Origin of the sequence: Alloyangia pacifica, from assembly GCF_020524285.1 — a bacterium.
Taxonomy (GTDB): Bacteria; Pseudomonadota; Alphaproteobacteria; order Rhodobacterales; family Rhodobacteraceae; genus Salipiger; species Salipiger pacificus_B.
Genome location: NZ_JAIVKX010000002.1, coordinates 68,236 through 95,058 on the forward strand (window position 1 = coordinate 68,236; position 26,823 = coordinate 95,058).

Annotated in this window: 25 protein-coding genes; 13 read left to right on the forward strand and 12 right to left on the reverse strand. The window is 67.9% G+C overall.

Annotation, left to right across the window (positions count from 1 at the left end; genetic code table 11):
* Window positions 1-167: 167 nt before the first annotated feature.
* Window positions 168-1,073 carry a LysR family transcriptional regulator gene (locus LC039_RS01200; protein WP_226621238.1) on the reverse strand — a complete coding sequence of 302 codons (906 nt, stop codon included), beginning with the start codon at window positions 1,071-1,073 and terminating at the stop codon, window positions 168-170.
* A 165-nt stretch (window positions 1,074-1,238) separates the two neighbouring features.
* Between LC039_RS01200 and LC039_RS01205 the strand changes: the two genes are divergently transcribed.
* The 4 genes from LC039_RS01205 (at window position 1,239) to map (ending at window position 7,306) form a co-directional block, all read left to right on the forward strand.
* Window positions 1,239-4,658: an indolepyruvate ferredoxin oxidoreductase family protein gene (locus LC039_RS01205; RefSeq protein ID WP_226621239.1), complete on the forward strand. Its 3,420-nt coding sequence runs from the start codon at window positions 1,239-1,241 to the stop codon at window positions 4,656-4,658.
* 266 nt (window positions 4,659-4,924) lie between these two features.
* The gene (gene murI, locus LC039_RS01210) at window positions 4,925-5,737 is read left to right on the forward strand and encodes a glutamate racemase (protein ID WP_226621240.1); all 813 of its coding nucleotides are present in this window, start codon (window positions 4,925-4,927) and stop codon (window positions 5,735-5,737) included.
* A 196-nt stretch (window positions 5,738-5,933) separates the two neighbouring features.
* Complete coding sequence (gene ccmE, locus LC039_RS01215) at window positions 5,934-6,389, forward strand: cytochrome c maturation protein CcmE (RefSeq protein ID WP_226621241.1); 456 nt, start codon at window positions 5,934-5,936, stop codon at window positions 6,387-6,389.
* Between the two features lie 167 nt (window positions 6,390-6,556).
* Entirely contained in the window at window positions 6,557-7,306 is a 750-nt protein-coding gene (map, locus tag LC039_RS01220; protein WP_226621242.1) for a type I methionyl aminopeptidase, read from the forward strand.
* Window positions 7,307-7,315: 9 nt separating this feature from the next.
* Here the strand turns inward: map and LC039_RS01225 are convergent, their stop codons facing one another.
* From LC039_RS01225 to xth, 4 genes are all read right to left on the reverse strand, one after another.
* Window positions 7,316-7,816, reverse strand: a complete 501-nt coding sequence (locus LC039_RS01225) for a GNAT family N-acetyltransferase (RefSeq protein WP_226621243.1) — start codon at window positions 7,814-7,816, stop codon at window positions 7,316-7,318.
* Window positions 7,817-7,838: 22 nt separating this feature from the next.
* On the reverse strand, window positions 7,839-8,204 hold the full coding sequence (gene grxD, locus LC039_RS01230; RefSeq protein ID WP_226621244.1) for a Grx4 family monothiol glutaredoxin: 366 nt from the start codon (window positions 8,202-8,204) through the stop codon (window positions 7,839-7,841).
* Between the two features lie 79 nt (window positions 8,205-8,283).
* On the reverse strand, window positions 8,284-8,526 hold the full coding sequence (locus tag LC039_RS01235; protein WP_164195384.1) for a BolA/IbaG family iron-sulfur metabolism protein: 243 nt from the start codon (window positions 8,524-8,526) through the stop codon (window positions 8,284-8,286).
* Between the two features lie 114 nt (window positions 8,527-8,640).
* Window positions 8,641-9,450 (reverse strand): exodeoxyribonuclease III, encoded by an 810-nt coding sequence (gene xth / locus LC039_RS01240; protein WP_226621245.1) that lies wholly within the window; start codon window positions 9,448-9,450, stop codon window positions 8,641-8,643.
* Between the two features lie 329 nt (window positions 9,451-9,779).
* Here xth and LC039_RS01245 point away from each other — a divergent pair, with 329 nt between their 5' ends.
* From LC039_RS01245 to LC039_RS01275, 7 genes are all read left to right on the forward strand, one after another.
* Window positions 9,780-10,115 carry a DUF6749 family protein gene (locus tag LC039_RS01245; RefSeq protein WP_226621246.1) on the forward strand — a complete coding sequence of 112 codons (336 nt, stop codon included), beginning with the start codon at window positions 9,780-9,782 and terminating at the stop codon, window positions 10,113-10,115.
* 136 nt (window positions 10,116-10,251) lie between these two features.
* Window positions 10,252-11,325: a DUF6902 family protein gene (locus tag LC039_RS01250; RefSeq protein ID WP_226621247.1), complete on the forward strand. Its 1,074-nt coding sequence runs from the start codon at window positions 10,252-10,254 to the stop codon at window positions 11,323-11,325.
* Window positions 11,322-12,200 carry a DMT family transporter gene (locus tag LC039_RS01255; protein WP_226621248.1) on the forward strand — a complete coding sequence of 293 codons (879 nt, stop codon included), beginning with the start codon at window positions 11,322-11,324 and terminating at the stop codon, window positions 12,198-12,200. The genes LC039_RS01250 and LC039_RS01255 overlap by 4 nt, the downstream gene beginning before the upstream one ends.
* Window positions 12,201-12,514: 314 nt before the next feature.
* Window positions 12,515-15,193, forward strand: a complete 2,679-nt coding sequence (gene alaS, locus LC039_RS01260; RefSeq protein ID WP_226621249.1) for an alanine--tRNA ligase — start codon at window positions 12,515-12,517, stop codon at window positions 15,191-15,193.
* A 21-nt stretch (window positions 15,194-15,214) separates the two neighbouring features.
* A complete protein-coding gene (locus LC039_RS01265; protein ID WP_226621250.1) occupies window positions 15,215-15,499 on the forward strand; it encodes a DUF1330 domain-containing protein in 285 nt (94 codons plus the stop codon).
* Complete coding sequence (locus LC039_RS01270; protein ID WP_226621251.1) at window positions 15,499-15,786, forward strand: DUF1330 domain-containing protein; 288 nt, start codon at window positions 15,499-15,501, stop codon at window positions 15,784-15,786. The genes LC039_RS01265 and LC039_RS01270 overlap by 1 nt, the downstream gene beginning before the upstream one ends.
* Before the next feature lie 9 nt (window positions 15,787-15,795).
* Window positions 15,796-16,281 (forward strand): MOSC domain-containing protein, encoded by a 486-nt coding sequence (locus LC039_RS01275; RefSeq protein ID WP_226621252.1) that lies wholly within the window; start codon window positions 15,796-15,798, stop codon window positions 16,279-16,281.
* Window positions 16,282-16,284: 3 nt separating this feature from the next.
* Here LC039_RS01275 and LC039_RS01280 read toward each other — a convergent pair whose 3' ends face one another.
* From LC039_RS01280 to LC039_RS01290, 3 genes are all read right to left on the reverse strand, one after another.
* Window positions 16,285-17,646: an amidohydrolase family protein gene (locus tag LC039_RS01280; RefSeq protein WP_226621253.1), complete on the reverse strand. Its 1,362-nt coding sequence runs from the start codon at window positions 17,644-17,646 to the stop codon at window positions 16,285-16,287.
* Between the two features lie 271 nt (window positions 17,647-17,917).
* Window positions 17,918-19,735, reverse strand: coding sequence for a translational GTPase TypA (typA, locus tag LC039_RS01285; RefSeq protein WP_226621254.1), 1,818 nt, complete (start codon window positions 19,733-19,735; stop codon window positions 17,918-17,920).
* Window positions 19,736-19,798: 63 nt separating this feature from the next.
* The gene (locus LC039_RS01290) at window positions 19,799-20,128 is read right to left on the reverse strand and encodes an SMR family transporter (protein WP_226621255.1); all 330 of its coding nucleotides are present in this window, start codon (window positions 20,126-20,128) and stop codon (window positions 19,799-19,801) included.
* Window positions 20,129-20,285: 157 nt separating this feature from the next.
* Between LC039_RS01290 and LC039_RS01295 the strand changes: the two genes are divergently transcribed.
* A complete protein-coding gene (locus LC039_RS01295; protein WP_226621256.1) occupies window positions 20,286-20,909 on the forward strand; it encodes a hypothetical protein in 624 nt (207 codons plus the stop codon).
* Window positions 20,910-21,073: 164 nt separating this feature from the next.
* Window positions 21,074-22,780 (forward strand): methyl-accepting chemotaxis protein, encoded by a 1,707-nt coding sequence (locus LC039_RS01300; protein WP_226621257.1) that lies wholly within the window; start codon window positions 21,074-21,076, stop codon window positions 22,778-22,780.
* Window positions 22,781-22,829: 49 nt separating this feature from the next.
* On the opposite strand, the gene LC039_RS01305 is transcribed toward LC039_RS01300, so the two are convergent.
* The 4 genes from LC039_RS01305 to guaA all read right to left on the reverse strand — a co-directional run bounded on the left by LC039_RS01305 (window position 22,830) and on the right by guaA (window position 26,801).
* The gene (locus LC039_RS01305; protein WP_226621258.1) at window positions 22,830-23,693 is read right to left on the reverse strand and encodes an ATPase; all 864 of its coding nucleotides are present in this window, start codon (window positions 23,691-23,693) and stop codon (window positions 22,830-22,832) included.
* Window positions 23,694-23,772: 79 nt separating this feature from the next.
* On the reverse strand, window positions 23,773-24,630 hold the full coding sequence (locus LC039_RS01310) for a DMT family transporter (RefSeq protein ID WP_226621770.1): 858 nt from the start codon (window positions 24,628-24,630) through the stop codon (window positions 23,773-23,775).
* A 56-nt stretch (window positions 24,631-24,686) separates the two neighbouring features.
* Window positions 24,687-24,959, reverse strand: coding sequence for a putative quinol monooxygenase (locus LC039_RS01315; RefSeq protein WP_226621259.1), 273 nt, complete (start codon window positions 24,957-24,959; stop codon window positions 24,687-24,689).
* A gap of 276 nt (window positions 24,960-25,235) precedes the next feature.
* Window positions 25,236-26,801, reverse strand: coding sequence for a glutamine-hydrolyzing GMP synthase (guaA, locus tag LC039_RS01320; RefSeq protein WP_226621260.1), 1,566 nt, complete (start codon window positions 26,799-26,801; stop codon window positions 25,236-25,238).
* Window positions 26,802-26,823 lie beyond the last annotated feature (22 nt).

Below are 26,823 nucleotides of genomic sequence, written 5' to 3' on the forward strand. Positions count from 1 at the left end.
AGCTCGGCCGAAGTCCAACAGGGAGGTTGAAGATGACGCGCACTAGGGCGCTTCAAGCTTCGTGTGCTGAATATGTGATCAGTCTTGAGTCGATCAAGGGAAGAAATGGCCTCAATCGGTCATTGCTGCCATGCACTGTTTGCATGGCGCCCGATTTTTGGGCGTCGTCAGTCGGCGCCCATCGCCTTGAGCTGCCGCCGGTGCGCGAAGATCTCGTCCTGCACGAAGTCGCGGAAGGCCGTTACCCTCTTGGAATGACGCAATTCTTCCGGGTAGGCGAGGAACACGGGCACCTCGTTGCTCTCGACGTCGGGCAGCACCCGCACCACATGCGGGAAATCCTCTATGATGTAGTCGGGCAGCACGCCGATGCCGAGATTGGCGATCACTGCCTGCAGCACCCCGAAGTAGTTGTTCACCGTCAGACCCGTGCGGATGTCATAGGTGAGCAGCTTCTGCACCAGCGCCTTGCCCGAGAGCACCTGCGCCGAGTTCGGGTTCTGGCAGATCAGCCGGTGCGACGCGAGATCCTCGAGCGACTCGGGAAGCCCGTTCTGTTCCAGGTAGGCGGGGGAGGCGTACATGCGCATGCGGATCGACATCAGCCGCTTGCGGATCAGGTCCGCCTGGCTCGGCTCCTTCATGCGGATGGCCACGTCGGCCTCGCGCATCGGCAGGTCGAGCACGCGCTCTTCCAGCATCAGGTCGATCTTCAGGTCGGGGTACTTCTCGTAGAGCTTGGTCAGGCGCGGGGCCAGCCAGAGCACGCCGAAGCCGTGGGTCGTGGTGACCTTGAGCTCGCCGAAGACCTCTTCCTCGCTGTCGCGGATGCGAGCGGTGGCGCTGTCGATGCGCTTCACCATCGAGGCGGTGGCGTCGAACAGCAGCTCGCCCTGTTCGGTGAGAATCAGTCCCCGCGCGTGGCGGTGGAAAAGCGTGGTATCCAGCGCCTCCTCCAGCGCCCGGATTTGTCGCGACACGGCGGATTGCGACAGATGCAGCGCATCTCCCGCGTGAGTCAGGCTGCCCGCATCTGCGACAGCGTGAAAGATCCTGAGCTTATCCCAATCCATGGCGGCATCTTATTCAACTTTGGCGCCCTGTATACGACAGGAACGATTAACGGAAACACATCTTTGCCGAGTGTGGGAAAATCACGAAGATTTCCCTATCCGGGTCAGCATGTGTGACCTATCATGGGGCTTAGCTGCAAGCACTATGAGCGAAGGGAGGCGCGCATGAGCAAGCAAGCAATTTCCCTGCAGGACAGGTTCGATTTAAGCAAGAGTCCGGTCCTTTTGAATGGCACACAGGCGCTGGTTCGCCTGATGCTGATGCAAAAAGAGCGCGATCGCGCCGCCGGGCTGAACACGGCTGGCTACGTGACCGGCTACCGCGGCTCGCCGCTGGGCGCCGTCGACATCCAGATGAACCGCGCCGGCAAGCTGCTGACCGAGGCCGACATCCTCTTCCAGGAGGGGCTGAACGAGGACCTTGCGGCCACCGCGCTCTGGGGTTCGCAACAGGCCGAGCTGCGCGGCGAGGGCAAGTACGACGGGGTCTTCGGCCTCTGGTACGGCAAGGGCCCCGGCGTCGACCGGTCCGGCGACGTGATGCGCCACGCCAATATGGCGGGCACCTCGAAGCATGGCGGCGTTCTCATGGCCATGGGCGACGACCACACCGGCGAAAGCTCGACGGTGCTGCACCAGTCCGAATGGGCGCTGGTCGATGCCTATATGCCCGTGGTCTCGCCTGCCGGCGTGCAGGAGGTGCTGGACTACGGCATCTACGGCTTTGCCCTGTCGCGCTTCTCCGGCCTCTGGGTCGGCCTCAAGACCATGAAGGACACGGTCGAGGCCACCGCCGTCGTCGATGGCCGCCCCGACCGCATGTCGCTGGTGACGCCGGAGTTCGTCATGCCCGAGGGCGGGCTGAACATCCGGCTCGGCGACACGCCGCACCTGCAGGAAGCGCGGGTCATCGACTTCAAGCGCTTCGCGGCCGAGGCATTCTCCCGCGCCAACAAGATGGACAAGCGCGTCTGGGGCAAGCCCGGCGCCAAGATCGGCCTTGTCGCGGCGGGCAAGAACTGGCTCGATTTGCAGCACGCCATGTCGCTGCTCAATATCGACGAAGCCGAGGCCGAGCGGCTGGGGATCACCACCTACAAGGTCGGCCAGACCTTCCCGCTCGACATGAAGGGCTTCCACGACTGGGCCGAAGGGCTCGACCTGATCGTCATCGTCGAGGAGAAGCGCAAGCTGATCGAGGTGCAGGTCAAGGAGGCGATCTTCGACGACCGCCGCGGCCGCCGTGTCTACGGCTGGTACAAGGGCGGGGCAGGTGGCATGCACCGCGAAGAGCTCTTTCCCACCCGCGGCGCGCTTGATCCGGTGTGGATCGCGCAGAAGCTGGGCGAGATCTTCGTCGAGGAGGGTCGCGGCACCGAGGGTATCAAGGCCGGGCTGACCGCGCTCGACGAAGCGCGCAAGGCCGACAACGCCCCCGACCTCGCGGCGCGTCTGCCGTATTTCTGCTCGGGCTGCCCGCACAACACGTCCACCAAGCTGCCCGAAGGCTCGCGCGCCTATGCCGGGATCGGCTGCCACTACATGGTGCAATGGATGGACCGCAACACCACCGGCTTCACCCACATGGGCGGCGAGGGGGTGAACTGGGTCGGCGAGGCGCCCTTCTCGACGCGCAGCCACGTCTTCCAGAACCTCGGCGACGGCACCTACAACCACTCCGGTTCGCTGGCGATCCGCGCCGCGCTCGCGGCGGGCACCAACATCACCTACAAGATCCTCTACAATGACGCCGTCGCCATGACTGGCGGCCAGCCCAACGAGGGCGGGCTGACCGCGGATCGCATCGCGCGCGAGCTGAAGGCCATGGGCGTCGAGCACCTGGCAGTGGTCTACGACGAAAAGGAGGAGGTGAACTTCGACCTTTTCCCGGGCGGCATCGAGACCTTCGAGCGCGCCGAGATGGAGGCCGTGCAGAAACGCTTCGAGCAGATCGGCGGCGTTTCGGTCATCCTCTACATCCAGACCTGCGCGGCTGAAAAACGCCGCCGTCGCAAGAAGGGCACCTTCCCGGACCCGGACAAGCGGGTGTTCATCAACACCGAGGTCTGCGAGGGCTGCGGCGATTGCGGCGTGCAGTCGAACTGCGTGTCGATCGTGCCCGCCGAGACCGAGCTGGGCCGCAAGCGCGCCATCGACCAGTCGAGCTGCAACAAGGATTATTCCTGCCTCAAGGGCTTCTGCCCCTCCTTCGTCACCCTCAAGGGTGCGAAGATGCGCAAGGGCGAAACCACGGACCTCGACCTGCCGCACCTGCCGCAGCCGCAACTGCCGAGCATCGACAAGACCCACAACGTGGTGATCACCGGCGTCGGCGGCACCGGGGTTGTCACGGTCGGTGCGGTGCTGGCGCAGGCGGCGCAGATCGCCGGCATGGGCGCGGGCATGATGGAGATGGCGGGCCTCGCCCAGAAGGGCGGCGCGGTGCACATCCACCTGCGGCTGGCGAACCGCCCCGAGGACATCTCGGCGGTGCGCGTGGCGACCGGCGAGGCCGATGCGCTGATCGGCGGCGACCTGGTGGTCAGCGCCGGGGCCAAGACCCTCGGCCTCACCAAGCGCGGCCGCACCGGTGCGGTGGTCAACGGGCACGAAATCATCACCGGCGAGTTCACCCGCGACACCGAGTTCACGCTGCCCTTCGACCAGCTTCGGGTGGCGCTGGAGGCGCGGATGCAGGACCGGCTGGCGATCTTCGATGCGACCGAACTGGCGCGGGTCACCATGGGCGACTCAATCTTCTCCAACATGATGATTCTCGGCGCCGCCTGGCAGCAGGGGCTGCTGCCGCTGCCGCATGACGCCATCGAAGAGGCGATCCGCCTCAATGGCGCGGCGGTGGAGCGCAACCTGCGGGCCTTCGAGATCGGGCGCTGGGCGGTGATCCACCCGGCCGAGGCGGCGGCACTGGGCGCGCCGAAGGTGGTCGAGAAACCCAAATCGCTCGACGAGAAGATCGCCTTCCGCGCCGATCACCTCGCGGTCTACCAAAGCAAGCGTCTGGCAAAGAAATACCGCGCCCTGGTCGAGCCGATCACCGACCCGCACCTGCGCGAGGCGGTGGCGAAGGGCTACCACAAGCTGCTCGCCTACAAGGACGAGTACGAGGTGGCCCGCATGCATCTGGAAACCCGGAAGAAGGCCGAGGAGACCTTCGAGCCGGGCTTCGAGATGAGCTTCCACCTCGCGCCGCCGATGCTCTCGAAGGAGGGCTCCGACGGCCGGCCGCTGAAAAAGACCTACGGCGAGTCGATGCTGAAGACCTTCGGCCTGCTGGCGAAGCTGAAGTGGCTGCGCGGCACCGCGCTCGACCCCTTTGGCCGCACCGCGGAGCGCAGGATGGAGCGCGCCCTCATCGCGCAGTACGAGCGCGACATGGACGAGGTGCTGCCCAAGGTCACGCCCGAGACCCTCGAGGCCACCGTCGCCCTCGCGGAACTGCCGCTACAGATCCGCGGATATGGCCCGGTGAAGGAAGCCGCCGAGCGCGCCGCCGCCAAGCGCCGCGAGGAGTTGCTCGCGGTGATCCGCGCCGGTGGCGCGCCGCTGGCGCAGGCCGCGGAATGACCGACAGGGGCGAGGCGGAAAGAGCGCCGCCTCGCCCCTTCGTCTAGACCGAAATATCCCGGGGGTGCGGGGACAGCGCCCTCGCCTCGTAGATGCCTCTTCGCCGCAATCCGAGAGCGGCGAACGATGTCGTGAGCCCGCGGCAGGGCGCAATGGACCTCCAAAGCAAAGCGCCGTAAGACCTTTGCCCAAGGCTTCCGCGGCGTGAGTCGCTCGCGGTGCCAGCGCGAAAGACCGGGCAGAGACCCCGGCAAGGAGGGCAGAGAATGGCGGTTGGTGTTTTCGATTCCGGGCTCGGCGGGCTTACGGTACTCGACGCGGTCGCGAAGCGGCTGCCCGAAGTGCCCTTTGTCTACTATGCCGACAGCGCCCATGCGCCCTACGGCGTGCGCGATGCCGAGGACATCTACAAGCTGACCGTAGACGCGGTGCACGCCCTGTGGAACGCCGGCTGCGACCTGGTGATCCTCGCCTGCAACACCGCCTCGGCGGCGGCGCTGCGGCGCATGCAGGAGGGCGGCCTGCCGCCGGGCAAGCGGGTGCTGGGGGTCTTCGTGCCCTTGATCGAGGCGCTGACCGAGCGGCAGTGGGGCGACAACTCGCCGCCGCGCGAGGTCGCGGTGCAGCACGTCGCGCTCTTTGCCACCCCCGCCACCGTCCGCGCCCGCGCCTTCCAGCGCGAGCTGGCGTTCCGCGCCATCGGCGTCGACGTCGAGGCGCAGGCCTGCGGCGGGCTGGTGGATGCCATCGAGGAGGGCGACATGATCCTCGCCGAGGCGCTGGTGCGCAGCCACGTCGAGGCGCTCAAGCGCAAGATGCCCGAGCCGCAGGCGGCGATCCTCGGCTGCACGCATTACCCGCTGATGCAGGAGGTCTTCCAGGAGGCGCTCGGCCCGGATGTGAAAGTCTACTCGCAGGCCAACCTCGTGGCGGAGTCGCTGGCCGACTACCTGCAGCGCCATCCGGCGATGTACGGCCCGGCCAAGGAGAGCCGCTTCCTGACCACCGGCGATCCGCGCAAGGTCTCGGTGCATGCAACGCAGTTCCTGAAGCGGCCGCTGACGTTCGAAAGCGCCTGACGCCGCCCTGGGGGCGCCGCGCGGGCGCCGCCCTCGACGTGCCGGACAGAGCGGGGGCGCTGCCCCGCGACCCCGGAAAATGTCCCCAAGTGGAGGCAGGGGGCGTGGCGCGATGACGCAATTTTATTTGGCGCGGTTCTCTTGGGCAGATAAATTGCCATATAGGGAGAATGGCATCCGTGCTTGGGAGAAGAAGATGGGTCTCAAATCGCTGAAGAAGCAGCGGCGTATCCAGATCGTGGCGCTGGCTGCGGTGGCGCTGGTCGTCTCGACCGCGCTGATCGGCTACGCCATGCGCGACGGGATCAACTTTTTCCGCTCGCCCAGCCAGGTGGTCGAGGCGCCGCCCGCGCCGAACGAGACCTTCCGCATCGGCGGGCTGGTCGAGGCAGGCTCGCTGGTGCGCGGGCAGGGCCACGAGATCAGCTTCTCGGTGACCGACGGCGGCGCTTCGGTGCCGGTGGTCTTCGAGGGCGTGCTGCCCGATCTCTTCGATGAGAACCAGGGCATGGTCGGCACCGGGCGCTACGTCGACGGCGTGTTCCGGGCGACCGAGATCCTCGCCAAGCACGACGAGACCTACATGCCGAAAGAAGTCATCGACGCGCTCAAGGAGCAGGGGGTCTACGAAGACCCCAAAGCCGGCAGCTGAGCCCTCTCACGGGCCGCAAGCGCAGGGCGTGCCGGTGGCGCGCCCTTTTCGTTTGCGGCTTGCAGCCGATGCAACCGGGCTGCCCGCATGTGGCGGGGGACATTGCCGCCGGTCCCCGGTACTGTGCGCGTTCGAACTGCCTGAGACCCGAGACCCGAGAGCCGAAGATGACGATCACTGACATGGATGACCTGGCGGGGCTGAAGGATATCGGCCGCATCGTCGCCAATACGCTGCATGGCATGGCGAAGGCGATCGAGCCGGGCATCACCACGCGCGAGCTCGACGAGATCGGCCGCGGCATGCTCGAGCGCGAGGGCGCCGAGTCCGCGCCGGAATCGAGCTACCGCTTTCCCGGCGCCACCTGCATCAGCATCAACGAGGAGATCGCCCACGGCATCCCCGGCCCGCGGGTGATCAAGCGCGGCGATCTGGTGAACATAGATGTCTCGGCCTCGAAGAACGGCATCTTCGCCGACACCGGCGCGACCTTCCGCGTCGACCCGGTGAAATCGCCGCTCGACCGGCTCTGCCGCGATGGACGCAAGGCGATGCAGATCGGCATCTCGCAGGTCGGCGCGGACCGGCCGCTCGCCGGGATCGGCAATGCCATCGGACGCTTCGCCGGCGACCGGGGCTACACGCTGATCCGCAATCTTGCCAGCCACGGCATCGGCCATGCCCTCCACGAATATCCCGAGGAAATCCCCACCTGGCCCGCCCGCAGCGAGCGGCGGCGGATCTCCAAGGGGCTGGTGCTGACCGTCGAGCCCTTCCTGTCGATGGGTGGGCTCTGGGCCAGTGAGGGCGAGGATGGCTGGACGCTGTTCAGCGAGCCCTGCGCGCCGGTGGTGCAATACGAGCACACGGTGGTGGCGACCGAGACCGGCGCCATCGTGGTCACCCAGCCGGGCTGACCGGCCGCGTCAGCGGCGGCGCTCGAAGAAACGCAGGTGCGGCAGGGCGATCTCGGGCACGGGCTGGTAGGGGCCGCGCTCGGCGAAGCCGAGCTTGATGTAGAGATGGCAGGCGGCGCTCAGCGTGTTCATCGTGTCGAGCCGCAGCAGCGGCACGCCCGCGGCGCGGGCGCGGGTTGCCAGCTCTTCCACCAGCCGCGCCGCGAGCCCATGACCCCGTGCCGCCGGATCGACAAACACCCGCTTGATCTCTGTGCTGCCGTCCGGAAGCCGCTGCGACATGGCGCAGCCGACGGGCGCGCCGTCCAGCTCCGCCAGCAGCACGGCATCGTGCTTGCCGGGCAGTGCGTCCAGCAGCTCGGTATAGGCGGGGTCGGGGTAGAAGAGGGTCACCAGCGCCGGGGCGGCGGGGTGATGGGTGCGCAGATCCTCGCGGTAGGCGAGGCAGAGCGCGCGCACGGCGGCGAAATCCCGAGGACTCGCCGCCGTGCGGATGGTGATCGCGGTCACGCGGCCGGATCCGGGAGCCGGATCAGGCGTTGGCTTCGCGGATCTTCTCGGCGGCGTCCTTGTCGTAGGTCACGCCGCTGGTCTCGAAGAGGCTGTCGAGCTCGCCCGAGAGGGTCATCTCGGTGACGATGTCGCAGCCGCCGACGAATTCGCCCTTGATGTAGAGCTGCGGGATCGTCGGCCAGTCCGAGTAATCCTTGATGCCCTGGCGGATGGCGTCATCGGCCAGCACGTTCACGTCGAGATAGTCGACGCCCATGTAGTTGAGCACGCCCGCGACGCGGCTGGAGAAGCCACATTGCGGCATGGTCTTGGTGCCCTTCATGAAGAGCACCACGTCGTTCGCCTTCACCGTTTCTTCGATCTGGGTGGTTGCGTCGGTCGTCATCTCTGTCTCCTGTCTGCGCGCGCCGCTCGGCGGGTTGGCAGGGCGCGCGGCGTGGATGTCTGGTCTTGCTCTGCGTGTCTTAGTCGGGGGCCTTGGTGGTGAGCGCCAGCGCGTGCAGCTCGCCATGGTTGCCGTCCATCTTGCCCTTTAGCGCGGCGTAGACGGCGCGCTGCTGCTGGACACGGTTCTGGCCGCGGAAGCTTTCGTCGATGACCTCTGCGGCGTAGTGATTGCCGTCTCCGGCAAGGTCGGTGATGGTGATCTTGGCCTCGGGGAAGGCGGCGCGGATGAGCTGTTCGATCTCCGTCGCTTCTATTGCCATGTGGGCGGACTCCGCTGTCAGACTGTTCTACTCAGATGTAGGACGGGCGCCGCGCGGGTGCAAGCGCGGGCCATTTGCTTGGCATGGTTCGGGGCGAAACCGGGGGCGGCGGGCTCAGAGATCCAGCTCGACCCAGACCGGCACGTGGTCCGAGGGCTTGTCGCGGCCTCGGATGTCGCGGTCGATGCCGCAATCGGTCATCAGGTCGGCGCAGGCCGGGGTCATCAGCACGTGGTCGATGCGGATGCCGTTGTTCCGCTGCCAGGCGCCCGCCTGGTAGTCCCAGAAGGAATAATGCCCCGGTCCCTGCACACGGGCGCGGAACGCCTCGGTGAAGCCGAGGTTGAGAATGCGGCGGAAGGCATCGCGGCTCTGCTGCAGGTAAAGCGCGTCCTTCTCCCAGGCCTGCGGCTTGGCGGCGTCCTCGGCCTGCGGAATGATGTTGTAGTCGCCCGCCATCAGGGCGGGGGTCTCATCGGCCAGCAGCTGCTGCGCACGGGCGTGCAGCCGGTCCATCCAGTCCAGCTTGTAGCCGTATTTGCCGCTCCGGATCGGCTGACCCTCGGCGTCGAACTCCACCGGGTTGCCGTTCGGCAGGTAGAGCCCGCAGAGCCGCACGGCCTCTTTCTCGCCGACCACGGTGGCCTCTATCCAGCGCGCCTGCTCGTCGCTGTCGTCGCCGGGCAGGCCGCGGCTGACGTCCTCGAGCGGGTGTTTCGACAGGATCGCCACGCCGTTGAAGCTCTTCATGCCGTGGGTCTCGACGTTGTAGCCGCGCTCCTCGAAGTGCTCGCGCGGGAAGGCCTCGTCGACCGACTTGATTTCCTGCAGCAGCGCGACATCGGGCTGGGCTTCGTCGAGCCAGTCCGTCAGCGCGCCGATGCGCGCCTTGATGCCGTTGATGTTGAAGGTGGCGATCTTCATCTGGGGCCCTCCGGAAGTTGCGCCAGCTATCGCGCAAAGCCGGCGGAGGGACAAGTCCGGCTGTCCGGAATCGCGCGCGATTCGGCACTTTCGGCCAGTGATTCGTCGTCAAACCCCGGCTTTGGGTGACCGGGCGGAAACTATCCCCAGAAAAGATTTCGCTGTGAAGAAGCGAGATTGTCATCCGAGGGTGACAAATTGTAAGTCATTGTTTCTGTGAAGAAGTCCGGTATAAATCTACCCTGGCAAGAAACCATATTGCCTGAAGCAATCATCGCAAGAAACCCTGAAGCACGTTTCTCGTGTCAATCCAACCAGGGAGGTCTCCCATGACTGCTCAACTCAAGCAAACCGTGACCGTTGAAGCTCAGACCCGGGTCGAAAGCGACCTGTTCGGGGGCGAGGGCTGCGCCATGTTCACCTCGGGCGCGGCGCCCGCCGGAGCCGAAACACTGCTCGGGGAAGGTGCCGAGATGTTCACCTCCGGGGCTGCGCCCGCCGGGACCGAGATCGCCACGGGCGAGGGGGCTGCACTCTTCACCTCGGGCGCCGGTCCGGTGACAGCCGCGGGCGATGCGGTCGGCCTGTTCACCTCGGGCGCCGCGCCGCTGCGCTCGGAGATCGGCGCCGGGGACGCCACGGCGCTCTTCACCTCGGGCGCCTGACGCCGCGCTGCACGGGCGGGCGCCGCCACGGTGCCCGCCTGTCCTCCGGCGCCCGTCATCCCGTGCCCGCCAGCCCGCACCGGAGACCGCGCCTCCCGCCTGTTCCTTCGCTCCCGCGCGCAGAAAGGCCCTCCGCATGTCCAATATCGTTGCCCTCCGCCCGGCGCCCCGCGTCGCCGACCCCGAGACCCGCATCGCGGCGCTGATCGCCGGTTTCGCGCAGCACCGACGCTGCGAGGAGGATGTCTTCTGGCTCAAGGAGAACGCCGAACTTCTGAACATCCTCGAATGCACCGGGACAAGGGCGCGGGGCTGGATCGGCCCGCAGGCGCTGCTGCCGCATGCGGAGCTCTACGCCGGCGCCGAGGCGCGGCTGGCCTTCTTCCCGCAGTACTACCGTTTCCTGCTATCCATCGTGCTCGACCTCGAGGATCTCGGCATGCCCGGCGACACGGCCGCCCGGATGGCCGAAAGCATCGCGGCGTCCGGCGCGCCAGAGGCCGAACTGTCGGACCTGCAGCGCATGGAGGCGCGGCGGCTGCTGGCGCGGCGCGACCTGTCAGGCCCCGACGATCCCGGCCTCGAGGACCGGCTGCGCGGCTTCTGCGCCCGGCCCGGCACCTTTGCGCTGCCGAACAAGAAGGCGGCCTACGAACTCACCCATATCGTCTTTTACTTGAGCGAATACGGCCGCCGCGATCCGGCGCTGGAGCCCGAGGCGCTGACCAGCCTGCAGTTCGCCGGACACCTTGCCTTTCTCGAGCAGAATTCCGACCTGCTGGCCGAGGTCTGCATTGCGCTGCGCTACGCCGGGGCAGTGCCGCCGGCGCTCTGGACCGGCTGGCTGAGCCGCGAGACGCATCTCTTCCACGTCGGGCAGGACGCGCAGGCGCCGCTGCAGGACGGCTATCATGATTTCCTCGTCTGCAACTGGCACCTGGCTCTGGCGGGCGAGGAACCCTTCCGCAAGCCGCTGGTGCCGGGAGGCATGCGCTTCGAGCGGGCGGGCGCGCGCATCGCGCCGCTGCGCGAGCTGTCGCGGGCGCTCTTTGCCATGAAGGGCGGGCGCTGCGCGGACTGGGTGGTCATGCGCCGCCGCATGGAGGGGGCGCTGCCGCCGATGGTGCTCGACCTGCTCGACCTCATGGCGCGCGAGACCGCGCATTTCGACGCCTTCTTCGAGGGGTTCGCCCGGGCAGGCAGGGCATGAGAGCGGCGCTCACCGGCGCGGCATTGGTGGCGCTTTACACCGCGCTGATCGCCGCGGCGGACGGGATCACCAAGCTGATCGCCGGAGGCTACGCGGCGCCGCAGTTCTTTGCCCTGTCGTCCGGGATGGTGCTGGTCTTCACGCTCGGCGCGGCACGGCGGCAGGGGTCGCTGCGCACGGCGCTGAACCTGCAGAGCCGCGGCACCATGACGCTGCGCGCGCTGCTGACCGTGCTCGCTGCCGTCGGCTTTTTCCAGGCGTTCCGCCTGCTGCCTTTCGCCGATGTCTTCCTCTTCATCGGGCTGATGCCGCTCATCGCCGCCGCGCTCTCGGGCCCGGCGCTCGGCGAGCCGGTGCGCCCCGCTGCCTGGCTGGCGCTGGGGGCAGGGGCCTGCGGCATCCTCGTGCTGATGCCCGAGGGCCGGGCGGGGCTGGGGGCCGGGCACCTCTGGGCGCTGCTGGCCGCGGTATCGGGCACCGGCTCGATGGTGGCCGCGCGCGCCATTGCCCGGCGCGAGCGCAAGCCGCTGGCGCAGGTTTTCTGGCCCAACCTCGCGCTGGCACTTGTGATGGGGGCGGCGCTGCCCGTCGTCTGGCAGCCGATGCCGGTCTCAGACTGGCTCTGGGTCGCGGGCTACGCGCTTTTCCTCTTCGGCGCGCGCTATGTCTCGGTCGAGGCGCTGCGGCTGCTCCCGGCCTATGTGGCGACGCCGCTGATGAACCTGCAATTCGTCTGGATGCTGGGCATCGGCTTCTTCGGCTTCGGAGAGCTGCCGACGCTGGGCGCCCTGCTGGGCGCGGCGCTGGTGATCGGCTCGGGGCTCTGGCTGGTGGCCGACGAGGCGCTGCCGGCGCGGCGGCTGCGGCGCGTGTAGAGGAGTGCAGGCCCCCTCGGGAATCCCGGTCGAAGGCCGCCGGGAGAGCGCCTGCCCGTCCGAGTGGGTTGGCGCTTTGTCATCCTCGCAGGACGTTCAGCTATTGCGCGGATTTGGCGGGCATAAAGCGTCGACCTCGATCGATGCCGCGCCATCCCAACGGCAGGCGCGTGGCCGGCTCGCGCCGCGCCGGCCAATCAGGGTCACCGACAGCGCCGTCATCCTCCACGCTTTTCGCGGGCGGCTTATGGACAGGCGGGGGATGGAGATATACACCCGTCCGGAACCCGCAGACGAGGCGCAAGAGAACACCCATGCCCACGCTGAACGACATTCGCTCGACGTTTCTGAACTACTTCGCCAAGCAGGGCCACGAGATCGTCCCCTCGAGCCCGCTTGTTCCCCGCAACGACCCCACGCTGATGTTCACCAACTCCGGGATGGTTCAGTTCAAGAACCTCTTCACCGGCGTCGAACACCGCGACTACAAGCGGGCCACCACCGCGCAGAAATGCGTGCGCGCCGGCGGCAAGCACAACGACCTCGACAACGTGGGCTACACCGCGCGCCACCACACGTTCTTCGAGATGATGGGGAACTTCTCCTTCGGTGACTACTTCAAGTCCGAGGCGATCCCCTTCGCCTGGGAGCTGATCACCAAGGAGCTCGACATCCCCAAGGAGCGGCTGCTGGTCACCGTCTATCACACCGATGACGAGGCCGCCGACATCTGGAAGAAGGTCGCCGGCCTGTCGGACGATCGGATCATCCGCATCCCGACCAACGACAACTTCTGGATGATGGGCCCGACCGGCCCCTGCGGCCCCTGCACCGAGATCTTCTTCGATCATGGCGAGAAGTACTGGGGTGGACCTCCGGGATCGCCCGAGGAAGACGGCGACCGCTTCGTCGAGATCTGGAACCTCGTCTTCATGCAGAACGAGCAGTTCGAGGACGGCTCCATGCGCGCGCTCGACATGCAGTCGATCGACACCGGCATGGGCATCGAGCGGGTCGCGGCGCTGCTGCAGGGCACCAATGACAACTACGCCACGGACCTCATCCGCTCGCTGATCGAGGCCTCGGCCGATGCCACCTCGAGCGATCCCGATGGTCCGGGCAAGACCCACCACCGGGTCATCGCCGACCACCTGCGCTCGACCTCCTTCCTGATCGCCGACGGCGTGATGCCCTCCAACGATGGCCGCGGCTACGTGCTGCGCCGGATCATGCGCCGCGCCATGCGCCACGCGCACATGCTGGGCGCCAAGGATCCGGTCATGCACCGTCTCGTCCCGGCGCTGGTGCGCCAGATGGGCGCGGCCTACCCGGAACTGCACCGCGCACAGGCACTGATCGAGGAGACGCTGAAGCTGGAGGAAACCCGCTTCAAGCAGACGCTCGACCGCGGCCTCAAGCTGCTCGACGACGAGCTGGTCGGGCTCGACGAGGGCGCCAAGCTGCCCGGCGAAGCGGCCTTCAAGCTCTATGATACCTACGGCTTCCCGCTCGACCTGACGCAGGACGCCCTGCGCGAACGTGGCCGCGAGGTCGACACGTCGGGCTTCGACAAGTCGATGGCCGAGCAGAAGGCCAAGGCCCGCGCGGCCTGGTCCGGCTCGGGCGAGGCGGCGGACCTGACCATCTGGTTCGACATCGCCGAAGAGAAGGGCGCGACCGATTTCCTCGGCTACGACACCGAGACCGCCGAGGGCCAGATCCTCGCGCTGGTCAAGGATGGCGCCGTGGTCGACACGCTGTCGGAAGGCGAGAGCGGCTGGGTCGTGCTGAACCAGACCCCGTTCTACGGCGAGAGCGGCGGCCAGGTCGGCGACACCGGTTGGCTGCGCCGGCTCGAGGACGAGGATGACCAGGCCGAGGTCACCGACACGCAGAAGCTGGCGGGCGGCAAGATCACCGGCCACGTGGTCACGGTGAAATCCGGCACCTTCTCGAAGGGCGACGCGCTGGGTCTCGACGTGGATCACAAGCGCCGCGGCAAGATCCGCGCCAACCACTCCGCGACCCACCTGCTGCACGAGGCGCTGCGCCGCGCGCTCGGCGATCACGTCGCGCAGCGCGGCTCGCTGAACGCGCCCGAGCGCCTGCGCTTCGACTTCTCGCACACCAAGGCGCTGACGCCCGAGGAAGTGGCGCAGGTCGAAACCGAGGTGAACGCCTTCATCCGCCAGAACTCGGCGGTGAGCACCCGGATCATGACCCCGGACGATGCCCGCGCGCTCGGCGCACAGGCACTCTTCGGCGAGAAATACGGTGACGAGGTGCGCGTGGTCTCCATGGGCACGCTGTCTGGCTCGGGCAAGGGCTCGGACGGGCAGACCTACTCGCTGGAGCTCTGCGGCGGCACGCATGTGGCGCAGACCGGCGACATCGGCATGTTCGCCCTGACCTCGGAATCGGCCTCCTCGGCCGGTGTGCGCCGCATCGAGGCGCTGACCGGCGAGGCTGCCATGGCCGCGCTGCGTGGCCGCGACAAGGCGCTTTCGGGCATCGAGGGGCTGCTGAAGGTCTCGGGCGACGAGGCGGTGACCCGTGTCTCCGCGCTGCTCGACGAGCGCCGCAAGCTCGAGAACGAGGTGGCCCAGCTGCGCCGTGATCTCGCCATGGCCGGCGGTGCCGGGCAGGGCGGCGGCGCCGAGGCCCGCGAGGTGAACGGCATGAAGTTCGTCGGCCAGGTGCTCTCGGGCGTGTCGGGCAAGGACCTGCCGCCGCTGATCGACGAGCACAAGTCGCGGCTCGGCTCCGGCGTGGTGCTGCTGATCGCCGACACCGGCGACAAGGTGGCCGTGGCCGCCGGCGTGACCGAGGACCTCAAGGCCAGCGTCTCGGCGGTGGATGTGGTCAAGGCCGCGGTGGCGGCGCTCGGCGGCAAGGGCGGCGGCGGCCGTCCCGACCTCGCCCAGGGCGGCGCCAAGGACGCCAGCGAAGCCGAGGCAGCCATCGCGGCGGCCGAGGCGGTGCTGGCAGGCTGATCTGAGCTTGGGGAGGAGCTTATGACCGCATACATGATCGCCCGCATCGAGGTCACCGACCCCGAGGAATATGCCGTCTATGCCGGCCAAACCGTTGCGCTCGCCGAGAAATTCGGCGGGCGCTTCCTTGTGAAGGGCGGCCCTCAGGCCTTTGTCGAAGGCGAGGGGCCGGGCCGGCACGTGGTGGTGGAATTCCCCAGTCGTGTCGCCGCCGAACGCTGGTACCACTCGCCCGAGTACCAGCGCATCCTGCCCATCGCCCTGCGCGCCTCGGTGCGCGATCTCGTCATCGTGGAAGGACTGTAATGCCCGCTCTCTGGATCGCCCATGTGTCTGTCACCGACGAGGACGCCTACGGCAAGTACGCCAAGCTCGCCGGTCCCGCGATCGCCAAGCATGGCGGCGCCTTCATCGCCCGCGGTGGTCGCTACGTACAGCTCGAGGGCAAGGATCGCCCGCGCAACGTCGTGGCGAAGTTCCCCTCGGTCGAGGCGGCCGAGGCCTGCTATCACTCGCCCGAGTACCAGGAGGCCCTGGGCCACGCGCGCGGCGCGTCGGAGCGCGAGCTGCTGATCGTCGAAACCACCGAGTGAGATCGCCGGGTGAGAGCAACGGGTGAGCCGCAGGGCCTGAAGGCTCTTCTGGCGACCCATCATGCGCCGGGCCGGCTCGACTGGATCGGTCTGCGTGCGGAGCGGCTCGCGCCGCCGCGGTCGGTCCGCGAGACGGCGCTTACCCTTTCCGGGCTGGAGGGCGACCACGGACACCCCGGCAAGCGCGCGGTCACGCTGATCCAGGCCGAACACCTGCCGGTCATCGCGGCGCTTTGCGGCCGCGAGGCACTGGCCCCCGAGGTGCTGCGGCGCAATCTGGTCATCTCCGGCATCAACCTGTCGGCCCTGCGCGGGCAGGAGGTCTGGCTCGGCGCGGCGCGCCTGCGCTTCACCACCGTCTGCGCGCCGTGCTCGCGGATGGAGAAGGCGCTGGGGCAGGGCGGCTACAACGCCATGCGCGGCCACGGCGGCTGGTGCGCCGAGGTGGTCCACCCCGGCGCGATCCGTGTCGGCGACAGGCTGACGCCCGCCTGAGTGTCAGCCGTCCGCGGCGGCGGCGCTGATCTCGCCCAGCATCTCCGCCGCCTCGCGGGTCAGCGCCCGGATGTCGACGCGAGTCAGTTCGCCGTCCCGCTTGTGCACCGCGCCGTCGATCATCACGAAGGAGACGTCCTCGGGCTCGGCGGAATGAGTCAGCAGGAAGTCCATGCTGCCCGAGGGCCGGGTGTTGAGGCTCTCCGTGTCCACGGCGATGAGGTCGGCCGGGCCGCCCACCTGCAGAACGCCGACGCCTTCGGGCGCCTGCACCGACTCCGCGCCCTGACGGCTTGCCCAGTCGAAGACCGTCGCGTCCCTCAGGCTCTGCTGGCTTTCGGAGAAGCCGTCGCCGAGATCGGCGGTGAGGCGCATGACCTCGAACATATTGATCTGCCCGGCGAGCACCGTGTTGTCGACCGAGACCGCCATGTCGAGGCCCGCCTCCTGCATCAGCGCCGGATTGGGCACGCCGTAGCCCACCTCCATCTCGGTCCAGGGCGAGATGATCAGCGGGCTGCCGTTCTGCGCCAGCGTCTCGAGGTCGGCGCGCGGGGCCGAGGTCATATGCACCACGTGGATGTCCTCGCCCAGCATGCCCTCGGATGCCAGCGCCTGCGCATTGTGCTGGCCGGCGGCATCTCGGCTGCCGCCCATGTGGAAAGTCACCGGCAGGCCGAGCGCGCGCGCTGCGGCGATTTCCGTCTGCCAGATCTCCGGCTCCGAGCGGTCCGGCCCGCGCAGCGAGACGCCGAGGTCGATCCTGCCGTCCGGCCAGTCCGCGGCGGTGGCGCACAGGTCCTCGAGGTCCATCATCTCGCCCTTGCCGGCGGTCTGCGGGTAGCCGTAGCTGAAACGCCCCCGAACGCCGCTGTCGCGCATCGCGGCGATCTCGGCGTCGGCATGCGCCGGCGAGACGGTGTTATGGGCCCAGTTGTTCACCCAGGTGATGCCCGAGTTCACCGCCAGCGCCATGCCCAGCTCGACCGAGAGCGCCGAGGCCTCGGGCGTCCAGACCCTGGCGAGTGGCCCCATGGTTTCCGAGAAGCCGCCGGCGTCCGAGCGCGCCATGCCGCGGGCGATCGAGTTCCACATGTGCCAGTGACCATCGACGAGACCCGGGGCAACCACATGGCCCGAAAGGTCGATCACCTCGGCGCCCTCGCTCGCCAGGTCCGGGCCGATCTCGGCGATCCGGCCCCCCTCCACGAGTATGTCGAGGGCCTGCGGCTCGGTCCAGCCGCCCTGCATGGTGACGACCTCGGCGCCGGTGAGAAGGCGGCGATCGTCATCCTGCGCGAGCGCGTCGATCGGAAGAAGCGCGGGCAGCGAGGTTCCAAGCGCGAGCAATGTGGGGCGGGTCATGAAAAGTCCTTTCGGGAGGGAGAATTGGGCTTTCTCCGTCTCAAGGCGGACCTTGCGTAAAGAGTTGCGCCGCCTCACGCGCTTGTCAGACCGTCCCAGCTGACCGGGCCGGGCCCCCAGCAAAGAAACCCGGGCACCCAGCATAGAAAAGAGCGATCCCCGAAAGGACCGCTCTGCAACTTCTTCTCTTTGAAAATACGCCGGGGGTGCGGGGGCTGGCCCCCGCGTTTTCCGGCGTGCGGGGCTTGGCCCCCGCAGCTCCCGCCACCGCTTACTGGCTCTTGGCCATCCGCTTGCGCTCGTGCGGGTCGAGGTAGCGCTTGCGCAGGCGGATCGCGTTCGGGGTGACCTCCACCAGCTCGTCGTCGTTGATGTAGGCGATGGCCTCTTCCAGCGACAGGGTGACCGGGGTGGTCAGGCGCACGGCTTCATCGGTGCCCGAGGCGCGGACGTTGGTCAGCTTCTTGCCCTTCAGCGGGTTCACTTCCAGGTCGTTCTCGCGGCTGTGCTCGCCGATGATCATGCCCTGGTAGACCGGCGCCTGGGCGCCGAGGAACATCTTGCCGCGGTCCTCGAGGTTCCACAGCGCGTAGGCCACGGCCTCGCCGTTCTCCATGGAGATCAGCACGCCGGCGCGGCGGCCCTCGATCGGGCCCTTGTGCGCCGTCCAGCCGTGGAACACGCGGTTCAGAACGCCGGTGCCGCGGGTGTCGGTGAGGAACTCGCCGTGGTAGCCGATCAGGCCGCGCGACGGCACGTGGCCGACGATGCGGGTCTTGCCGGCGCCGGCGGGCTTCATCTCGACCAGCTCGCCCTTGCGCGGGCCGGTGAGCTTCTCGATGACCGCACCGGTGTACTCGTCATCCACGTCGATGGTGACTTCCTCGACCGGCTCCATGCGGGTGCCGTCTTCTTCCTTCATGATCACCTGCGGGCGCGAGATCGACAGCTCGAAGCCCTCGCGGCGCATGTTCTCGATCAGAACGCCCATCTGCAGTTCGCCGCGGCCCGAAACCTCGAAGGCCTCGCCACCGGGGGTGTCGGCGATCTTGATCGCCACGTTGCCCTCGGCTTCCTTCATCAGGCGCTCGCGGATGACGCGCGACTGCACCTTCTTGCCGTCACGGCCGGCCAGCGGGCTGTCGTTGATGCCGAAGGTCACGGTGATGGTCGGCGGATCGATCGGCTGCGCGTCGATCGGCGTGTCCACGGCGAGCGCGCAGATGGTGTCGGCGACGGTTGCCTTGGTCATGCCGGCGAGGCTGACGATGTCGCCGGCGAGGCCCTCGTCGATGTCCGCCTGCGCGAGGCCGCGGAAGGCCTGAACGCGGGTGACGCGGAATTGCTCGATCTTCTGGCCGACGCGGCTGATCGCCTGCACCGTCTGGCCGACCTTGACGCGGCCGCTCTCGATGCGGCCGGTGAGCAGGCGGCCGACGAAGGGGTCGGAGCCCAGCGTGGTCGCCAGCATGCGGAAGTCTTCGTCCTGGTGCTTGATCTGCTTCGGCGCCGGCACGTGGTTCACGATCAGGTTGAACAGCGCCGACAGGTCCTTGCGCGGGCCGTCGAGCTCGGCGTCGGCCCAGCCGTTGCGGCCCGAGGCGTACATGTGCGGGAAGTCCAGCTGGTCTTCATCCGCGCCGAGCGAGGCGAAGAGGTCGAAGCATTCGTCGAGCGCGCGGTCGGGCTCGGCGTCGGGCTTGTCGACCTTGTTGAGCACCACGATCGGGCGCAGGCCGAGGGCCAGCGCCTTGGAGGTGACGAACTTGGTCTGCGGCATCGGGCCTTCGGCCGCGTCCACCAGCAGCACCACGCCGTCGACCATGCTCAGGATACGCTCCACCTCGCCGCCGAAGTCGGCGTGGCCGGGGGTGTCGACGATGTTGATGCGGGTGTTCTTCCACTCGACCGAGGTCGGCTTGGCGAAGATGGTGATGCCACGCTCGCGCTCGAGATCGTTGCTGTCCATGGCGCGCTCGGCCACGGCTTGGTTCTCGCGGAACGCGCCGGACTGTTTGAGCAGCTCGTCCACCAGCGTGGTCTTGCCATGGTCAACGTGTGCGATGATCGCGATATTGCGCAGGTCCATAGGAATGCCTTTGAAGGGAGGTTTGCGCGCGGGTTAGCCGGGGAAGGGGGAAATTGCCAGCACTTAATGCGGCGAGGCCCCCGAAAACAGGTGAATCACGAGGATCCCGGCAACAATCAGCCCCATTCCGAGAACTGCCGCAAGGTCCAGCTTCTGGCCGAAGGCGACCAGCCCGATCAGCGAGATGAAGACGATCCCGAGCCCCGACCACATGGCATAGGCCAGCCCCACCGGCATGGCGCGCAGCACGATCGACAGCAGGTAGAAGGCCGCGGCGTAGGAGACCACGACGATCACCGAGGGCAGCGGCCGGGTGAACTGCTGGCTGGCCTGCAGCGCGGCGGTGCCGATGGTCTCTGCGAGAACCGCGAGGGCGAGGGTGATGTAGGGCATGGAACACTCCGGCGGGATGGTGCCCCACTTCTGGCCCGGCGCGCCGCGCGCTGCAAGCCGGGGCGCAGGGCGGCGGGACAAAAAACCGCCAGCCTTAACTTCGCGTGAGGAAATCGCCGCTAGACGAGGAGGCACGACTTGTTCGCGGAGGTGCCCCATGCTTGTCCATCGCCTTACTATTCCGGGCCGTCGCCGTGCCGTCCTCGCCGGGGTGGGGCGCGTGTTTGCCGCTGGCCTGATCCTCTTGCCGCCGATGCCGCTCTGGGCCGAACAGATCGCCGCGCCGCTGCAGGCCGTGATCTCGGAGTACGTCGATCCCCTGCTCACCGACCCGGAGCTGATCGCCGCGATCCGGGCGCAGAACGCGGTGACCGCCGGCTACGACGACGCGAAGATCGCCGAGCTTGACGCGCTCTGGCAGTCCGAGATCGGCGCCGCCGAGATCCCGACCATCTCGGCGGTCTGGGATACGCCGGTGTCGGATCACCTGCGCGCGCAGCTTGCGGGGTCGGCGGGGCTGATCCACGAGATCCTCGTGATGGATGCGCGCGGGCTGAACGTCGCCGTCTCGGGGGTGACCTCCGACTACTGGCAGGGCGACGAGGCCAAGTATCTCGAAACCTACGCGCGCGGCCCCGGGGCCCTGCATGTCGGCGCCGTAGAGTTCGACGAATCGAGCCAGGTTTACATGCAGCAACTGTCGCTGAGCATCGCCGACCCGGAGTCCGGCGCGGTGATCGGCGCGCTCACCGTCGGCCTTGACGCGGAGCGCCTGCAATGAGGGTGCGGACGCTTCGGCTGGGCAGGTCAGGGGGCAAGTCAGGCGACAGCGCAGGGGCCAGTTCAGAGGCCAGTTCAGGGGCCAGCTCAGGCGGGCCCTCAGGCGGCAGGCCCGGCGGCGCGGCACGGGACGCCGCGAAAGTCGGCACGGGGCTGCGGCGTGCCATGGGATCGGTCTTTGCGCAGGTGGCGGGGCTCGTCGTGCTGTCGAGCCTCGTCGTCGCCGTGGTGCTGGCGGTGCAGGTGTGGCGCCTCAGCGACAAGGCCACCGGGCAGGGCATCGCGGGCATGGCGCGGCAATCGGTCGAAGCCACCGCCGCCAGCCTGCTGCCCTCGGTGCGATTCCGCGACGATGCGCGGCTGGCGCAAATCCTGCAGGACAAGGCCGAGAGCGCCGGGCAGGATCTTCTGGGCGGGCTGGTGCTCGGCGCGGATGGCGACGTGCTCGCGCGCACCGGCGACCTGGGCGATCTGGGCGAGCGCGAGGCCGAGCTCGTCGCATCGGCGCAGAAGGTGCTGGCGGAGGGCGGGCGCCACGGAAGCCTGTGGAATTTCGTCGCGACCGAAGCGGTCGCGCTGCCGGGAGAGGGCGCGCCGCTCGGCGCGCTGGCGATGGCCTGGACCGACAGCGCCATGCGCGCGTCGATCCTCCGTGACAAGCAGATCATGCTGGCCAGCGCCGCAGCAAGCCTCTGCGTCATGCTTGCCGTGACGCTTGTGCTCCTGCGCCGGATCGTCCTGGCGCCGCTCAGCGCGCTGCGCCGGGGCATGTCGCGGGTCGCGGCGGGGGATTACGACGTTACGCTCCGCGCCGAGCGGCGGCGCGACGAATTCGGCGAGTTGGGGCGCAACCTGGCAGATCTCACCAAGACCTTGGCGCGCGGACGCGAGGCGCAGGAGGCGCGAGGGCGTGCCCATGAGGCGCAGAACCAGGTGGTGCGCCACCTGAGCGATGCGCTCGATGCCCTCGCCGGGGGCTCGCTGCGGCACACGATCCTCGAGGCATTTCCCGGGGAATACGAAGAGCTGCGCGGCAACTACAACCGCGCGGTCGAAAGCCTGCACGCCACGATGACCGAGGTGAACTCGGGCGCGCTCAACATCCACAGCAGCGCCGAGGAGATCGCGCGCGCCTCAGATGATCTCTCCCGCCGCACCGAGACGCAGGCAGCCACCCTCGAGCAGACCGCGGCCGCTCTCGACGAGATGCTGTCCCGGGTGCGCGAAGCGGCGCAATCCGCCAGGGACGCCGAGACCAGCGTGCAGACAGCCTCGAAGCTGGCGGATCAGAACGGCGAGGTCATGCGCTCGGCGATCGAGGCCATGGGTGGGATCGAGCGCAGCTCGCAGCAGATCAACGAGATCATCGGGGTGATTGACGACATCGCCTTCCAGACCAACCTGCTTGCGCTCAACGCCGGGGTCGAGGCGGCGCGCGCCGGGGCCTCCGGCAAGGGGTTTGCCGTGGTGGCCTCCGAGGTGCGGGCGCTGGCGCAGCGCAGCTCGGACGCGGCGCAGCAGATCAAGACGCTGATCAGCGGCTCGGCAGACCGGGTCCGCGACGGGGTCGAGCTGGTCGAGCGGTCTGGCGAGGCGCTGAGCGAGGTGGTGGCCCAGGTGAACCAGATCTCGAGTCTGGTCAGCAGCATTGCCGGTGTGGCCGCCGAACAGTCGCAGGGCCTCAACGAGATCAATGTCGGGGTCAGCAATCTCGACCGGGTCACCCAGCAGAACGCCGCCATGGTCGAGCAGAGCACCGCCGCCGCGCATATGCTGCGCGGCGATGCGGGCCGGCTCTCCGACCTGATGCGGCGCTTCAACGTGGGCGACGAAGTCGCCGCCGGGGGTGGCGCCGCAGTCGCGGCGGCCTGAGCGGTCCGGCGCCGGGCGATGAGCGGGCCCGGGCGCCGCTCTGAAGGGCCTAGTGCCGGGCGTCGATGGCTGCGGCCACCACTGCGACGAAATCCGCCTCGTCACGGACCGTCGCCATGTCGGAGGCTTCGACGGTGACACCCCAGTTCTGCGCCATGGCCTCGTAGCGTGGTTGCCGATGCGCCAGCGCCTGGGCATAGGTCCAGCGGATGAAGTCATCGGGGTCCACCGCGCCCTCGGAGATGCCCTTTTCGTCGAGGTACCGCGTCCAGGCAGCCTCGAGGAACTCGGGTTGGTAGGCCATCGGCTTGGGGGCGCGGTCGAAACGGCGGATGAGCTCTTCGGTATGGGCCTCGCTGCCGCGAACCCAGACCATCAGGGCCTGGCGTGACAGCTCGCTCAGGATCGGATCGCGGGGATTTTCGGCGTCCACCCATTCGCAGATCGAGCCGCCCGTGTCGCAGACGAAATGCGGGTAGCCATAGAGCTGCTGCGCGCGCTCGATGAAATAGCCGGTGTCGAGCAGGGCCTGCTCCTCGGCGCGGCGGAACTGCTCCTGCCGCAGGCGGTAGGTGGTCATCGGCAGGCCGCCCTTGGCCGCATCGCCGGGTTTGCCAAGGTAGGCCGACACCGGCGTGAGGTTCTCGAAGGTGATGTTGGAGCCGATGTAGATCGAATCCGACAGCAGAAGCTCGCGCAGGAAGGGGTTCTTCATTGCCTCGGCCTTGGCATTGTCGGCGATGTACTCGCCCATGTAGCGCGTGCCGATGCGGTAATCGATCGAGTAGTGGAACCAGTCGCCCGACTGCCGCAGCATCGAGGACACATGAGTCTTGCCCAGCCCCGACATGGCGAAGAGCACCACGTGCTTGCGCGCGGCATCACGCCAGACGGCGGCGGTTTCGTACAGCATGGATCGGCTCCTGGTTCGTCTGGCCTGACAGGTACTTGCGCCCGCGCCCGGCGTCAAACCCCAGAGGCAAGCCCCAGCGTCAAATCCCCGCCGGTCCGCCGCCACGGCGCGCGGCGCGGGTCTCGCGCAGGATATTGGCATAGTTGGCGGTAAAGATGATCGCCGCGCCCAGCAGCACCCAGGGGTCGAGCGGCTCGGCGTAGAGCAGCATGCCGACGATGGCGATGACCGGCAGGCGGGTGAAATCGATGGGCATGACCACCGAGGCGGGCGCAAGGCCGAGCGCCGTGGTCAGGCAATAGTGGGCGCAGAGCCCGGCAAGCCCGATGATGATGACGCCCGGCACGGCCTCTGCCGAGGGGATGGCTATGTCGCCGTCGATGCCGGCGCAGACCAGCCCCATGACCGCCTGCGTCAGAGTCAGCCAGAAGAGGATGCACAGCGTGCTGTCGGTGCGGGTGAGCTTGCGGGTGAAGATCGCGCTGCCGGCAAAGCCGATCGCCGCGCCGGCGGCGGCAAAGAGCCCGGGCGAGAGCGTCTCTGGCGAGGGGCGGGTGACGATGAGGATGCCGAGAAAACCGACCAATGCCGCCAGAGACCTCGACCAGGTCAGCCGCTCTCCGAGCACCAGCGGCGCCAGCAGCATGGCCCAGATCGGCCCGGTGAACTCCAGCGCGAAGACCTGCGCCAGCGGGATCACCGTGATGGCGTAGAACCACAGGTTCTGCCCGGTGAAATGGCTGATGTTGCGGATGATATGCGTGCCGAGATGGCGCGTGGCGACGCTGCGGCGGCGGCCGGTGGCCAGCACGATGGCGCTGATGATCACCACCCCGAGCAGCGAGCGGTAGAGCATGATCTCGAAGGTGTCGAGGCTGCTGCTGACGTAGCGCCCGGCCACGGCCATGGCGCTGAAGGAGACGATGGAGCCGAGCATCCACAGCGCGGCCCTGGGCACATCGCCGAGGCGCGACCCGGGGGCAGGGACGGCACTCACAGGTCGGCCACGTCGTAGTCGCGCGGCAGGTCGCCGGTGATCTTGAACCAGGCGCTTGCCCGGGTGCGGTCCTGGTGCGCGTCGAAGGCGGCGCGGTTCTGGAACAGCTCGGAGACCTCGAAGACCCCGGGCTCGGTCTCGCGCAGCTCGAAGAAGAGGCAGCCGGCCTCGGCGCGCGACAGGCGGATGTGCTCGTCCATCGCGGCGCGCACGGCGTCGCAGCGCTCGGGCGGGGCGGTCATCTGGCCGGTCAGTTGCACGGCGCTCATGCTGCGCTCCGCGTCACTTGGCAAATCTGGGGGGCGGGCGCGCGCAGCGGCGCGGAAAATCGTGGTGTCATGGGATCCTCTCCGAGGGCGGAGACTGGCCTGCGTCAAGGAGAGTGGCAAGAGGCAATCGGCGGGCCGAAGGTCCCGGCGCAGCGGGGTGTGATTTTCAGGTTTTGCGCAGTTGCGGATGGGGCTCTCGCAGGCCAGCGCAGGGCCGGAAACGACAGGAGGCCGGGTTTCCCCGGCCTCCGCAATCCATCGCAGCGCGCTGCCGGATCATTCCCACTCGATCGTGCCCGGAGGCTTCGAGGTGATGTCGTAGGTGCAGCGGTTGATGCCCTTCACCTCGTTGATGATCCGCGTCGCGGTCTCGCCGAGGAACTCGTGGCTGAACGGGTAGTAATCCGCCGTCATGCCATCGACCGAGGTCACCGCGCGCAGGGCGCAGGCGTAGTCGTAGGTGCGGCCGTCGCCCATCACGCCGACGGTGCGCACCGGCAGGATCGCCACGAAGGCCTGCCAGATCTCGTCGTAGAGACCGTGTTTGCGGATCTGGTCGATGTAGACCGCATCCGCCTTGCGCAGGATGTCGAGCTTCTCGCGGGTGATCTCGCCGGGGCAGCGGATCGCCAGGCCCGGGCCGGGGAAGGGGTGGCGGCCGATGAAGCTGGCGGGCAGGCCAAGCTCGTGACCCAGCACGCGCACCTCGTCCTTGAAGAGCTCGCGCAGCGGCTCGACCAGCTTGAGGCCCATCTTCTCCGGCAGGCCGCCCACGTTGTGGTGCGACTTGATGGTGACCGACGGGCCGCCCGAGAAGCTGACGCTCTCGATCACGTCGGGATAGAGGGTGCCCTGCGCGAGGAACTGCGCGCCCTCGATGCCATCGGCGTATTTCTGGAACACGTCGATGAACAGCTTGCCGATGATCTTGCGCTTGGTCTCGGGGTCGGAAACGCCCTCGAGCTCGCCGAGGAACAGGTCCTGCTCCTGCGCGTGGATCACCGAAAGGTTCATGTGGTCGCGGAACATCGCGACGACCTCGTCGGCCTCGTTGAGGCGCAGCAGGCCGTGGTCGACGAAGACGCAGGTCAGCTGCTCGCCGATTGCCTCATGCAGCAGCGCCGCGGTGACCGAGCTGTCGACGCCGCCCGAAAGCGCGCAGATCACGTTGGCGTCGCCCACCTGCTCGCGGATCTGGCGTACGGCCTCTTCGCGGTAGGCATCCATCGTCCAGTCGCCGGTGAAGCCAGCTTCCTTGATGAAGTTTTCGTAAAGCGTCTTGCCGTTCGGCGTGTGGTGCACCTCAGGGTGGAACTGCACGGCGTAGAACTTGCGCTCGGGGTCGGCGGTCACCGCGAAGGGCGCGCCGGGCGAGGTGGCGAAGACCTTGAAACCCGGGGCAAGTTCCGAGACGTGGTCGCCGTGGCTCATCCACACCTGCTCGCGGCCGGTGCCGTCGAGGAACCAGCCCGATAGCAGGTCGAGGCGGTCGTCGTTCGGCGTCACATAGGCGCGGCCGAATTCGGCGGTGTGGCTTTGGCCGGCTTCGACCTTGCCGCCGAGGTCATGCATCATGACCTGCTGGCCGTAGCAGATGCCGAGGATCGGCACGCCAAGCTCATAGGCGGTTTTGGGCGGGCGAGGAGAACCCTCGCGCGTCACGCTGTCGGGGCCACCGGAGAAGACGATGGCCTTGGGGGCGAACTCCTTCAGAAAGGCGTCGGTGACGTTCTGATAGGGGTGGATCTCGCAGTAGACATTCAGCTCGCGCAGGCGACGGGCGATGAGCTGCGTCACCTGGCTTCCGAAGTCGATGATAAGGAGGCGATCATGCTGGGTCATGCGGCTGCTTTAGGCGGGCCGC